Here is a 12,439-nt window from a genome sequence, read left to right on the forward strand (position 1 = left end):
GCCTGACCCTGGCCGATATGGGCCCCCGGAGGATGTCCGTCCCCGGGGGCCCTGGCCTGTGAGGGGGCCTTACGCCATATGCTGCATGGCATGACGAGTGAGCCGGAGCAGCAGATCGGCGTGGGGACGCAGGACGCGTTCCAGCGCCTGTGGACGCCTCATCGGATGGCCTACATCCAGGGCGAGAACAAGCCGAGCGGCCCGGGGGCCGACGACGGCTGTCCCTTCTGCTCGATCCCGGCCAAGTCCGACGAGGACGGGCTGATCATCCGCCGGGGCGAGCATGTCTACGCGGTCCTCAACCTGTATCCGTACAACGGCGGCCATCTGATGACCGTGCCCTACCGGCACGTGGCCGACTACACGGATCTCACCGGCCCGGAGACCGCCGAGCTGGCCGAGCTGACCAAGCAGGCGATGACCGCCCTGCGCACCGCGTCCGGGGCGCACGGCTTCAACATCGGCATGAACCAGGGCGCGGTGGCGGGCGCGGGTATCGCCGCGCACCTGCACCAGCACGTGGTGCCCCGCTGGGGCGGCGACACCAACTTCATGCCCGTGGTCGGCCACACCAAGGTGCTCCCGCAGCTCCTTGCCGACACCCGCAAGATGCTGGCGGAGGCCTGGCCCGCGTAAGGCCGCTCGGATACGAAGAGGGCGCCCCCCTTTCCCGGGGAGGCGCCCTCTTCGTGTCCCGGACGTGCTACGCGTCGTACAGATCCGCCTTGCGCGGCGACGGGTCCTGGACCTGGCCGCTGAGGAACGACGACCGGTTGCCGAACTTCTCCGTGTCGACGCCGTGCTCCTTGAGGACCTTGATCGCGGCCGAGTGCACGACCCGCAGCACCGGGGTGGCCGCGCGCAGCGCGTCGTCGGCCATGAAGCGGTGCCGCCACGGCTGGTCGGCCCACGCGTGCCGCAGACCGAACGGCTCCGGCAGGCCGAGGGAGCCGCCGAGCCAGTTGAGCAGCGGCGGGTACCAGGCCAGCGGGGCGCGCACGGCGAGCCGTACGACCTCGTCGGTGGTCATCAGCGGCAGGTTGATCTTGCGGGTCTCCCAGGGCTTGAAGGTCTTGGCGACCTCCTTGGTCGGCGCCTCCGGCTTGCCCCAGAACAACCCGTTGACCGGGCCCAGCGCATGCCCGGTGACCTCGATGCGCAGCGTCTCGTGCAGCACGGTCACCGTGATCATCATGGTGAGCACCAGCTGGCCGTCCCACAGCGTCCACTGCACGCCCAGGTAGTGCCGGTCGCCCTTGCCGAACTGCTGCTTGTTGCAGATCTCCTGTATGGCGTGCGGCTTGACCTGGAAGGCCTCCACGTCGGTGCCCTCCGGCCGGGACACCGCCCCCGCCTTCTCGGCGATCGGGGTGACGATCCAGTGCTTGACCGACGGCTTGGGGAAGCCCCCGGTGTTCAGCGGGCCGCGCTCCAGCAGCGCCAGCTGGTCATGGATCGCGCGGATGACGTCCCAGCTGCGGAACGGGTGGATCTCGCGGCCCGGTTGGGCGGACACCAGGTCCTCGGCGAGCTGCCAGGAGCCCCAGCGGGTGCCCATGCCGAGTATGCCCTTGGGGCCCGCGTAGAAGACGGAGTTGGACTGCTGCTCGGCGGTGAGCCGGGCCAGGGACTCGCGCAGCGCGTCGGCCGCGGTCTGGTTCGGGCCGCGCGGCACCGCCTCGGGCACCTTGATGCCCACGCTGCTGCCCGACAGCAGGCCGTCCCAGCGCCCCCGCAGGTCCTTGGCGGTGCGCTCGCAGATCCGCTTGGCCAGGTACCAGCCGACGGCCGGCAGCACCACGGCCGCCCGCGCGTACCACCCCCAGAAGCCGCCGAACGGCATCTTGATCAGGAGCAGCACGGCCAGCACGCCCACGCCGAGGAGCAGCGTGGTGGCCAGGGTGCCGGCCCGCTTGTCGTCCCGCTTGGCGATGAACGAACGCAGCTGGAAGACGAGCAGCCAGGCGATCAGCCCCGGCAGGAAGAGCACCCCGCACAGGACCGTCACCAGCATCAGCCGGTTGTCCCGCTCGCGGCGGATGTTGTTGGCCGCCAGGCAGTGCTCGACCACGAACTGCGGCTCGGAACCGAACGACTGGATGAGCGGCTTGCGGCCGGCGCCGAGCATGCGGTCCACGACGGCGCGCGAGAACGCCTCGCCGAGGTTGGGCTTGAACAGCCCGATCCGGCCGGTCTTGACGGTGGACTGGTGCCACTCGTTGTCGGCTTCCTTGATCTTGTCGACCGGGTCGTCCCGGTAGGCCGCGGAGGCCAGCGCGGCCGTCGCCGCCTGCTGGCCGTCGCCGGAGACGGGCACCTGGGGCCCGTCCCACTCCGTTCCAAACGACATTCCCGCCCCCATCGCCGCCGGTGTCGCTCCTGCGGCCTTCCCGACTTCCCTGCCCCGCACACCTGTTGGGCCCGTCGTCGTACCGGAACCGGACGTCCGGTGCCCGAGGTGCCCAGGTGATCAGCGTATCCGGCACCACCGACGACCGGAGGGCGGACGGCCGAAGCCGCCCGCCCGGAATCGGCCGATCAGCCTTCGTCCCCGGCCTGTTCGCGAATGCGCTCGGCGATCTGCGGGGGCATCGGCTCGTGGCGTGCGTACGCCCGGTCGAAGCGCGCCGTGCCGTGGGACAGCGAGCGCAGGTCGACGGCGTAGCGGCCGATCTCGAACTCGGGGACCTCGGCCCGGATCAACGTGCGTCCGGAGCCCACCTGTTCGGTGCCGAGCACCCGGCCGCGGCGGCCCGACAGGTCGCTCATCACGGCGCCCACGTAGTCGTCGTTGACCAGGACGCTCACCTCGGCCACCGGCTCCAGCAGATGGATCCTCGCGTCCGCGGCGGCCTCGCGCAGGGCCAGCGCGCCCGCGGTCTGGAAGGCGGCGTCGGAGGAGTCCACCGAGTGCGCCTTGCCGTCGAGCAGCGTGACCCGCACGTCCACGAGCGGATGTCCGGCGGCGACGCCCTTCGCGGCCTGCGCGCGCACGCCCTTCTCCACGGACGGGATGAACTGGCGCGGCACCGCTCCGCCGACCACCTTGTCCACGAACTCGATGCCCGAGCCCCCGGGCAGCGGCTCCACCTCGATCTCGCAGATGGCGTACTGGCCGTGCCCGCCGGACTGCTTGACGTGCCGGCCGCGCCCGGTGGCCCTGTTCGCGAACGTCTCCCGCAGGGAGACCTTGTGCGGTACGACGTCCACCTGGACGCCGTAGCGGCTGCGCAGCCGATCCAGCGCGACGTCCGCGTGCGCCTCGCCCAGGCACCACAGCACCACCTGGTGGGTGTCCTGGTTCTGCTCCAGGCGCATCGTCGGGTCCTCGGCGACCAGCCGGGACAGGCCCTGCGAGAGTTTGTCCTCGTCGGCCTTGCTGTGCGCCTGGATGGCGACCGGGAGCAGCGGGTCCGGCATCTGCCAGGGCTCCATCAGCAGCGGGTCGTCCTTGGCGGAGAGGGTGTCCCCGGTCTCGGCGCGGGACAGCTTGGCCACGCACACCAGATCGCCGGCGACGGCCTGGGTGACCGGCCGCTGCTGTTTGCCGAACAGCATGGACAGGGCGCCGATCTTCTCGTCCACGTCGTGGTCCTCGTGGCCCCGGTCGGTCAGGCCGTGCCCGGAGACGTGCACCGTCTGGTCGGGGCGCAGCGTGCCGGAGAAGACGCGGACCAGGGAGATGCGGCCGACGTAGGGGTCGGAGGCGGTCTTGACGACCTCGGCGGCCAGTGGTCCGGCGGTGTCGCACGGCTTCAGCTCGCGCGGCCTGCCGTCGAGGGTGGTCACGCCGGGCACCGGATGCTCGAACGGAGTCGGGAAGCCGCCCGTGATCAGGTCGAGCAGCTCCACGGTGCCGAGGCCCTGGCGGGCACCCTCGGCGGCGGGGGCGGCCGCCAGCACCGGGAAGAAACTGCCGCGCGCGACGGCCCGCTCCAGGTCCTGGATCAGCGTCTTGATCTCGACCTGCTCGCCGCCGAGGTAGCGGTCCATCAGGGTCTCGTCCTCGCTCTCGGCGATGATCCCCTCGATGAGCCGGTTGCGGGCCTCGTCCAGGTCCGGCAGCTGGTCCGGGCCGGGTTCGGACTCCTTGCGCTCGCCGGACGAGTAGTCGAACAGCTTGCGGGTGAGCAGCCCCACCAGGCCGGTCACGGGTGCGTGCCCGTCCGGGCCCGCGGGGCCGCGCAGCGGCAGGTACAGGGGCAGGACGGCGTCCGGGTCGTCGCCGCCGAAGGCCTCGGCGCAGATCCGGGTCATCTCCTCGAAGTCCGCGCGGGCGGCCTCCAGGTGCGTGATCACGATCGCCCGGGGCATCCCGACGGCCGCGCACTCCTCCCAGACCATGCGGGTCGAGCCGTCCACCCCGTCCGAGGCCGAGACGACGAAGAGGGCCGCGTCCGCGGCGCGCAGACCGGCCCGCAGCTCCCCGACGAAGTCCGCGTACCCGGGGGTGTCCAGGATGTTGATCTTGATGCCGTCCCAGCCGACCGGCACCAGGGACAGCTGTACGGAGCGCTGCTGCCGGTGCTCGATCTCGTCGTAGTCCGAGACGGAGCCGCCGTCCTCCACGCGGCCCGCCCGGTTCACCGCCCCGGCGGTCAGCGCGAGGGCCTCCACCAGGGTCGTCTTGCCCGATCCGGAGTGGCCGACCAGCACCACATTCCGTATGGACGCGGGTTGGTCGGCCGTCAGAGCCCTGCCGGCGGCCCCGGGGTGTGTCTGAGTCTTGTCGCCCATGATCCTGCCTCCCGTGCACGGTGAGGTCATCGGGGCGCGGACACGCGAACCGCGTGCTGTGGCGGCTTCGGCGACGCCCGCGGTTATTCGAGCTTTCCACTCCCGTCACGTCGCGTCCATACGGAGGCCCCGATCCCGCCGTCGGCACCCCGCGCGGGGGCGTACGGACCGGTCGGGGCCCTGTCCGTACGAGCCCAGCGCACCACCTCGGCGCACGGGCCGCGGGTGCCCGCCCGTCACGGGTACGCGCGCGTGGCTACGATGGGCCAGCCGGCGGCCATCAGGGCCGCGGCGACAACCGACCGTCGGGAAGGCCATGCTGAACAAGTACGCGCGTGCATTCTTCACGCGTGTCCTCACACCGTTCGCCGCGTTTCTCATCCGGCGGGGGGTGAGCCCCGACACGGTCACGCTGATCGGCACGGCGGGCGTGGTGGCGGGCGCGCTGGTCTTCTATCCCCGGGGCGAGTTCTTCTGGGGCACGGTCGTGATCACCCTGTTCGTCTTCTCCGACCTGGTCGACGGCAACATGGCCCGCCAGCTGGGCCGCTCCAGCCGCTGGGGCGCCTTCCTGGACTCCACCCTGGACCGGGTCGCCGACGGCGCGATCTTCGGCGGCTTCGCGCTCTGGTACGCGGGCAACGGGAACGACAACGTGCTGTGCGCGGTCTCGATCTTCTGCCTGGCCAGCGGCCAGGTGGTGTCGTACACCAAGGCGCGCGGCGAGTCGATCGGGCTCCCGGTCGCCGTCAACGGACTCGTCGAACGTGCCGAGCGGCTGGTGATCTCGCTGGTCGCGGCCGGTCTGGCGGGCCTGCACACGTTCGGTGTGCCGGGCATCCAGTGGCTGCTGCCGGTCGCCCTGTGGATCGTGGCCGCGGGCAGCCTGGTCACGCTGATCCAGCGGGTCGTCACCGTGCGCCGGGAGTCCGCCGAGGCCGAGGCGGTCGCGCAGGACACGAGCGGGGCGGCGCGGTGAGCGTCTCCGACCGGCTCAGCGACGCGCTGTACGGCGCGGGCTGGAGCACCGTCAAGAAGCTCCCGGAGCCCGTCGCGGCCCGCCTCGGGCGGGGCATCGCCGACCTCGCCTGGAAGCAGCGCGGCAAGGGTGTGCAGCGCCTGGAGGCGAACTACGCGCGCGTGGTGCCCGGCGCGAGCCCCGAACGCCTGGCCGAACTGTCCCGCAAGGGCATGCGCTCCTATCTGCGCTACTGGATGGAGTCCTTCCGGCTGCCCGCCTGGAGCCCCGAGCGGATCAGGGCGGGCTTCGACCCCAAGGACATACACCACCTGACCGAGGGCCTCGACGCCGGCAAGGGCGTGATCCTCGCCCTGCCGCACCTGGCCAACTGGGACCTGGCCGGCGCCTGGGTCACCACCGAGCTGCGCACCCCGTTCACCACGGTCGCCGAACGCCTCAGGCCCGAGACGCTCTACGACCGTTTCGTCGCCTACCGCGAGGGCCTCGGCATGGAGGTGCTGCCGCACAGCGGCGGCTCCGCCTTCGGCACCCTGGCCCGCCGGCTGCGCGACGGCGGCCTGGTCTGCCTGGTCGCCGACCGCGACCTGTCCGCCTCCGGCGTGGAGGTCGACTTCTTCGGCGAGAAGGCCCGGATGCCCGCCGGCCCCGCCCTGCTCGCCCAGCACACCGGCGCCCCGCTGCTGCCGGTCACCCTCTGGTACGACGACTCGCCCGTCATGCGGGGCCGTGTCCACCCCCCGATCGAGGTACCCGAGTCGGGCACCCGGGCCGAGAAGGCGTCCGCCATGACACAGGCCCTGGCCGACGCCTTCGCCACCGGGATCGCCGGGCACCCGGAGGACTGGCACATGCTCCAGCGGCTGTGGCTCGCCGACCTCGACCCCGCGAAGGGACCCGCGTGAGAATCGGGATCGTCTGCCCGTACTCCTGGGACGTGCCCGGTGGCGTCCAGTTCCACATCCGCGACCTCGCCGAGTACTTCATCCGCCTCGGCCACGAGGTCTCCGTGCTCGCCCCGGCCGACGACGACACCCCGCTGCCGCCGTACGTCGTCTCGGCGGGCCGCGCGGTCCCGGTGCCGTACAACGGCTCGGTGGCCCGGCTGAACTTCGGCTTCCTGTCGGCCGCGCGGGTACGGCGCTGGCTGCACGACGGCGCCTTCGACGTGGTGCACATCCACGAGCCGACCTCGCCCTCGCTCGGCCTGCTCACCTGCTGGGCCGCGCAGGGCCCCATCGTGGCCACCTTCCACACCTCCAACCCGCGCTCGCGGGCGATGATCGCGGCCTACTCGATCCTCCAGGCGGCCCTGGAGAAGATCAGCGCCCGGATCGCGGTGAGCGAGTACGCGCGACGCACCCTGGTCGAGCATCTGGGCGGGGACGCGGTGGTCATCCCCAACGGCGTCGACGTCGACTTCTTCGCGAGGGCCGAGCCCAGGCCCGAGTGGCAGGGGGAGACGATCGGCTTCATCGGCCGCATCGACGAGCCCCGCAAGGGCCTGCCCGTCCTGATGAGGGCCCTGCCGAAGATCCTGGCCTCCCGGCCCACCGCGCGGCTGCTGGTCGCGGGCCGTGGCGACGAGGAGGCCGCCGTCGAGAACCTGCCGGCCGAGCTGCGCTCCCGGGTGGAGTTCCTCGGCATGATCAGCGACGAGGACAAGGCGCGCCTGCTGCGCAGCGTCGACGTCTACGTGGCGCCCAACACCGGCGGCGAGAGCTTCGGCATCATCCTGGTCGAGGCCATGTCCGCGGGCGCCCCCGTGCTCGCCTCCGACCTCGACGCCTTCGTACAGGTCCTCGACGAGGGCCGGGCGGGCGAGATCTTCGCCAACGAGGACGCGGACGCGCTCGCCGACGCCGCCGTACGCCTGCTGGCCGACCCGGAGCGCCGCGCCGGGCTCCGCGCCCGCGGCAGCGCCCATGTACGGCGCTTCGACTGGTCCACGGTCGGCGCGGACATCCTCTCCGTCTACGAGACGGTCACGGACGGCACGACGGCGGTCGCGGCCGACGAACGGGCGACGGGGCTGCGGGCCCGGTTCGGACTGGCGCGGGACTGAGACGCCGGGCGGGGGAGCGGGTTCTTCCGGGGCGCGTCGGGACCCGCCGCGGGGCCGCGGACCTGCTTCGGGCTCGAACGGGACGGAAACCCCCGGCGGGAGTGAAACCGGGCCGGCGCTCCTTCCAGGGGCGGTGCGGGACTGGCTCCGGGCCTCCGCGCGCTTCGTGCCGCCCCGGGACGGAAACCTCGGGTGGGAGGGGAACCCCGGGGCGATACCGGGCGTCGCGCCGCCGCGGGCTCGTCGGTGGGACCGGGCGGTGGGCCGAGCGCCGGGCGCGCGGGTTCCTCCGGGGCGGTGCGGGACCGGTCCCCGCGATGCCCTTCGCCGCCCTTTCGGTGGGCCCACGGGGTGCCGATAGCCTTCCCGCGTGACCGCAACCCTCATCTGGATCCTCGTCGCCCTCCTCGCGATCGGCGTCTACCTGAGCTGGACCGCAGGCCGCCTGGACCGGCTGCACGTACGGATGGACGCCGCCCGTGCCGCGCTCGACGCCCAGCTGCTGCGCCGCGCCTCCGTGGCCCAGGAACTCGCCACCTCCGGCGTGCTGGACCCGGCCGCCTCGATCGTGCTGTACGAGGCCGCGCACGCCGCCCGGCAGGCCGAGGAGGAGCAGCGGGAGGTCGCCGAGAGCGAACTGAGCCAGGCACTGCGCGCGGTGTTCGCGGAACCGGCCCAGGTCGAGGCCCTGCGCGAGGCCCCCGGCGGCGAGGAGGCCGTCCACGAGCTGGCCGAGGCCGTGCGCCGGGTCCCGATGGCCCGCCGCTTCCACAACGACGCCGTGGGCGCCGCCCGCCGGCTGCGCGGGCACCGCAAGGTCCGCTGGTTCCGGCTGGCCGGCCACGCCCCCTTCCCGCTGGCCTTCGAGATGGACGACGAACCCCCCGCCGCCCTGGTGGAACGCGCCGCCTGACCGCCCCTCACCTGGCATTCCCAGCGAAAACGAGCCACAGGCTTTCCATTGGCCCTTGCTGTGGCCTGCTCCACTCGCGTTTCCTCGGTGCAGCAGAGAACCCTCTTTCACTTCAGTGAGGTCGCCCGTGTCCACCACCGAGAACCAGGCTCCCGAGACCGGTACCGCCCGCGTGAAGCGCGGCATGGCCGAGCAGCTCAAGGGCGGCGTCATCATGGACGTCGTCACCCCGGAGCAGGCGAAGATCGCCGAGGACGCGGGCGCCGTCGCCGTCATGGCCCTGGAGCGGGTCCCGGCCGACATCCGCAAGGACGGCGGCGTGGCCCGCATGTCCGACCCGGACATGATCGAGGGCATCATCGACGCCGTCTCGATCCCGGTCATGGCCAAGTCCCGCATCGGCCACTTCGTCGAGGCCCAGGTCCTGCAGTCCCTCGGCGTCGACTACATCGACGAGTCCGAGGTCCTCACCCCGGCCGACGAGGTCAACCACTCCGACAAGTGGGCCTTCACCACCCCGTTCGTGTGCGGCGCCACCAACCTGGGCGAGGCCCTGCGCCGCATCGCCGAGGGCGCCGCGATGATCCGCTCCAAGGGCGAGGCCGGCACCGGCAACGTCGTGGAGGCCGTGCGCCACCTGCGCCAGATCAAGGGCGAGATCGCCAAGCTGCGCGGCTGCGACAACAACGAGCTGTACGCCGCCGCCAAGGAGCTGCGCGCCCCCTACGAGCTGGTCAAGGAGGTCGCCGAGCTGGGCAAGCTCCCCGTGGTGCTGTTCTCCGCCGGCGGCGTGGCCACCCCGGCCGACGCGGCCCTGATGCGCCAGCTCGGCGCCGAGGGCGTGTTCGTCGGCTCCGGCATCTTCAAGTCCGGCGACCCGGCCAAGCGCGCCGCCGCCATCGTGAAGGCCACCACCTTCTACGACGACCCGAAGATCATCGCGGACGCGTCCCGCAACCTCGGCGAGGCCATGGTCGGCATCAACTGCGACACCCTCCCCGAGACCGAGCGCTACGCGAACCGCGGCTGGTAAGCACAGGCCCACAGGTACCCGAATCCCATGAACACTCCTGTCATTGGCGTCCTGGCCCTCCAGGGCGACGTACGGGAGCACCTCATCGCCCTGGCCGCGGCGGACGCCGTGGCCAGGCCGGTGCGGCGCCCCGAGGAACTCGCCGAGGTCGACGCGCTCGTCCTGCCCGGCGGGGAGTCCACCACCATCTCCAAGCTGGCCGTGCTCTTCGGCGTGATGGAGCCCCTGCGCGCCCGCGTGCGCGCCGGCATGCCCGTCTACGGCACCTGCGCGGGCATGATCATGCTGGCCGACAAGATCCTCGACCCGCGCTCGGGCCAGGAGACCATCGGCGGCATCGACATGATCGTGCGCCGCAACGCCTTCGGACGCCAGAACGAATCCTTCGAGGCGACGGTCGACGTCAAGGGCGTCCCGGGCGATCCTGTGGAGGGCGTCTTCATCCGCGCCCCCTGGGTGGAGTCCGTCGGCGCGAACGCCGAGGTGCTCGCCGAGCACGACGGCCACATCGTCGCCGTCCGTCAGGGCAACGCGCTCGCCACGTCGTTCCACCCGGAACTGACCGGCGACCACCGCGTCCACGCCCTTTTCGTGGACATGGTGCGCGCCCAGGCCACCACGGAGTCCTTGTAGGATCTCAGGCGTTCGTTCATAGATGGGTAACGCGAAGGAGACAGGCAGATGTCCGGCCACTCTAAATGGGCTACGACGAAGCACAAGAAGGCCGTGATCGACGCCAAGCGCGGCAAGCTCTTCGCGAAGCTGATCAAGAACATCGAGGTCGCGGCGCGCATGGGCGGCGTCGACCTGGACGGCAACCCGACGCTCTACGACGCCGTCCAGAAGGCCAAGAAGCAGTCGGTCCCGAACAAGAACATCGACTCCGCGATCAAGCGCGGTGGCGGTCTCGAGGCCGGCGGCGCCGACTACGAGACGATCATGTACGAGGGCTACGGCCCGAACGGTGTCGCGGTGCTCATCGAGTGCCTCACCGACAACCGCAACCGCGCCGCCTCCGACGTGCGCGTCGCCATGACCCGCAACGGCGGCAACATGGCCGACCCGGGCTCGGTGTCGTACCTCTTCAACCGCAAGGGCGTCGTCATCGTCCCCAAGGGCGAGCTGACCGAGGACGACGTGCTCGGCGCCGTCCTGGACGCGGGTGCCGAGGAGGTCAACGACCTCGGCGAGTCCTTCGAGGTGCTCAGCGAGGCCACCGACCTGGTCGCGGTCCGCACCGCCCTCCAGGAGGCCGGCATCGACTACGACTCGGCCGAGGCCAACTTCGTCCCGACCATGCAGGTCGAGCTGGACGAGGAGGGCGCCAAGAAGATCTTCAAGCTGATCGACGCCCTGGAGGACAGCGACGACGTGCAGAACGTCTTCGCCAACTTCGACGTGAGCGACGAGATCATGGAGAAGGTCGACGCGTAACGCGTACGGCTGACCGACCGGGCCGACGGGACACACCCCGTCGGCCCGTCGCGTTGTGGGGCGTTGGTGCGCGGCCTTGTCAGTGGCACCCGATAGCCTGCACAAACAGGTGATCGAGCGCTCAAGGGGAGGGACCGTGCGGGTACTGGGGGTGGACCCGGGACTGACCCGGTGCGGGGTCGGCGTGGTCGAGGGGGTCGCCGGCCGCCCGCTCACCATGATCGGAGTCGGCGTCGTACGCACCCCGGCGGACGCCGAACTCAGCGACCGGCTGCTCGCCGTCGAGCAGGGCATCGAGGAATGGCTGGACGAGCACCGGCCCGAGTTCGTCGCCGTGGAGCGTGTCTTCAGCCAGCACAATGTGCGCACCGTGATGGGCACCGCCCAGGCCAGCGCCGTCGCCATGCTGTGCGCCGCCCGCCGCGGCATCCCCGTCGCGCTGCACACCCCCAGCGAGGTCAAGGCCGCCGTCACCGGCTCGGGCCGCGCCGACAAGGCGCAGGTCGGCGCCATGGTCACCCGGCTGCTCCGGCTCGCCGCGCCCCCCAAGCCCGCCGACGCCGCCGACGCCCTCGCCCTCGCCATCTGCCACATCTGGCGCGCCCCCGCCCAGAACCGGCTCCAGCAGGCCCTCGCCCTGCACACCGCCCACGCAACGAAAGGCCGTACGGCATGATCGCCTTCGTCAGCGGCACGGTCGCCGCGCTCGCCCCCGACGCCGCGGTGGTGGAGGTCGGCGGCGTCGGCATGGCCGTCCAGTGCACCCCGGACACCCTCTCCACGCTCCGCGTCGGACAGCCCGCCAAGCTGCACACCTCCCTGGTCGTGCGCGAGGACTCGCTGACCCTGTACGGCTTCGCGGACGACGACGCCCGCCAGGTCTTCGTGCTGCTCCAGACCGCCAGCGGCGTCGGCCCCCGCCTCGCCCAGGCCATGCTCGCCGTGCACAGCCCGGACGCGCTGCGTCGCGCCGTCGCCACCGGGGACGAGAAGGCCCTCACCGCGGTCCCCGGCATCGGCAAGAAGGGCGCCCAGAAGCTGCTCCTGGAGCTGAAGGACCGCCTCGGCGCGCCCGTCGGCGCCCCCGCGGTCGGCGCCCCGGTCACCCAGGGCTGGCGCGACCAGCTGCACGCGGCCCTGATCGGCCTCGGCTACGCCACCCGCGAGGCCGACGAAGCCGTGTCCGCCGTGGCCCCCCAGGCCGAGGCGGTGGGCGGCACCCCGCAGGTCGGCCAGCTCCTGAAGGCCGCCCTGCAGACCCTGAACCGAGCCCGCTGA

Annotated in this window: 11 protein-coding genes and 1 pseudogene; 10 read left to right on the plus strand and 2 right to left on the minus strand. The window is 72.0% G+C overall.

Annotation, left to right across the window (positions count from 1 at the left end; translation table 11 throughout):
• The first annotated feature begins 78 nt into the window (after nt 1-78).
• A complete protein-coding gene (locus tag ACWDD7_RS12685) occupies nt 79-636 on the plus strand; it encodes an HIT family protein (RefSeq protein WP_285560785.1) in 558 nt (185 codons plus the stop codon).
• Nucleotides 637-703: 67 nt separating this feature from the next.
• On the opposite strand, the gene ACWDD7_RS12690 is transcribed toward ACWDD7_RS12685, so the two are convergent.
• Together ACWDD7_RS12690 and ACWDD7_RS12695 are read right to left on the minus strand one after the other, a co-directional pair.
• Nucleotides 704-2,350 carry a hypothetical protein gene (locus ACWDD7_RS12690; protein ID WP_450457339.1) on the minus strand — a complete coding sequence of 549 codons (1,647 nt, stop codon included), beginning with the start codon at nt 2,348-2,350 and terminating at the stop codon, nt 704-706.
• Between the two features lie 188 nt (nt 2,351-2,538).
• On the minus strand, nt 2,539-4,737 hold the full coding sequence (locus tag ACWDD7_RS12695) for an elongation factor G-like protein EF-G2 (protein ID WP_450457340.1): 2,199 nt from the start codon (nt 4,735-4,737) through the stop codon (nt 2,539-2,541).
• A gap of 261 nt (nt 4,738-4,998) precedes the next feature.
• Here ACWDD7_RS12695 and pgsA point away from each other — a divergent pair.
• From pgsA to ruvA, 9 genes and pseudogenes are all read left to right on the plus strand, one after another.
• A pseudogene (gene pgsA / locus ACWDD7_RS12700) lies at nt 4,999-5,716 on the plus strand (phosphatidylinositol phosphate synthase).
• A complete protein-coding gene (locus ACWDD7_RS12705; protein ID WP_450457341.1) occupies nt 5,713-6,621 on the plus strand; it encodes a phosphatidylinositol mannoside acyltransferase in 909 nt (302 codons plus the stop codon). Before pgsA ends, ACWDD7_RS12705 begins: the two are co-directional and overlap by 4 nt.
• Complete coding sequence (locus ACWDD7_RS12710; protein ID WP_351875851.1) at nt 6,618-7,781, plus strand: glycosyltransferase family 4 protein; 1,164 nt, start codon at nt 6,618-6,620, stop codon at nt 7,779-7,781. The genes ACWDD7_RS12705 and ACWDD7_RS12710 overlap by 4 nt, the downstream gene beginning before the upstream one ends.
• A gap of 370 nt (nt 7,782-8,151) precedes the next feature.
• Entirely contained in the window at nt 8,152-8,694 is a 543-nt protein-coding gene (locus ACWDD7_RS12715; RefSeq protein ID WP_392214815.1) for a LemA family protein, read from the plus strand.
• Nucleotides 8,695-8,821: 127 nt separating this feature from the next.
• Nucleotides 8,822-9,727 (plus strand): pyridoxal 5'-phosphate synthase lyase subunit PdxS, encoded by a 906-nt coding sequence (pdxS, locus tag ACWDD7_RS12720; RefSeq protein WP_037651067.1) that lies wholly within the window; start codon nt 8,822-8,824, stop codon nt 9,725-9,727.
• Nucleotides 9,728-9,754: 27 nt separating this feature from the next.
• Nucleotides 9,755-10,360: a pyridoxal 5'-phosphate synthase glutaminase subunit PdxT gene (gene pdxT / locus ACWDD7_RS12725; RefSeq protein ID WP_450457342.1), complete on the plus strand. Its 606-nt coding sequence runs from the start codon at nt 9,755-9,757 to the stop codon at nt 10,358-10,360.
• Between the two features lie 48 nt (nt 10,361-10,408).
• Nucleotides 10,409-11,161: a YebC/PmpR family DNA-binding transcriptional regulator gene (locus ACWDD7_RS12730; protein WP_285560801.1), complete on the plus strand. Its 753-nt coding sequence runs from the start codon at nt 10,409-10,411 to the stop codon at nt 11,159-11,161.
• 136 nt (nt 11,162-11,297) lie between these two features.
• Nucleotides 11,298-11,837 (plus strand): crossover junction endodeoxyribonuclease RuvC, encoded by a 540-nt coding sequence (gene ruvC / locus ACWDD7_RS12735; protein WP_351875860.1) that lies wholly within the window; start codon nt 11,298-11,300, stop codon nt 11,835-11,837.
• Nucleotides 11,834-12,439 carry a Holliday junction branch migration protein RuvA gene (gene ruvA, locus ACWDD7_RS12740; protein ID WP_351875862.1) on the plus strand — a complete coding sequence of 202 codons (606 nt, stop codon included), beginning with the start codon at nt 11,834-11,836 and terminating at the stop codon, nt 12,437-12,439. The genes ruvC and ruvA overlap by 4 nt, the downstream gene beginning before the upstream one ends.

The organism is Streptomyces sp. NPDC001056 (assembly GCF_053598955.1).

Excerpts from the sequence above, each read along its gene's own strand:
- ACWDD7_RS12685 (WP_285560785.1), top strand. The coding sequence starts at position 79 with ATGCTGCATGGCATGACGAGTGAGCCGGAGCAGCAGATCGGCGTGGGG.
- ACWDD7_RS12690 (WP_450457339.1), bottom strand. The coding sequence starts at position 2,350 with ATGTCGTTTGGAACGGAGTGGGACGGGCCCCAGGTGCCCGTCTCCGGC.
- ACWDD7_RS12695 (WP_450457340.1), bottom strand. The coding sequence starts at position 4,737 with ATGGGCGACAAGACTCAGACACACCCCGGGGCCGCCGGCAGGGCTCTG.
- pdxT (WP_450457342.1), top strand. The coding sequence starts at position 9,755 with ATGAACACTCCTGTCATTGGCGTCCTGGCCCTCCAGGGCGACGTACGG.
- ACWDD7_RS12730 (WP_285560801.1), top strand. The coding sequence starts at position 10,409 with ATGTCCGGCCACTCTAAATGGGCTACGACGAAGCACAAGAAGGCCGTG.
- ruvA (WP_351875862.1), top strand. The coding sequence starts at position 11,834 with ATGATCGCCTTCGTCAGCGGCACGGTCGCCGCGCTCGCCCCCGACGCC.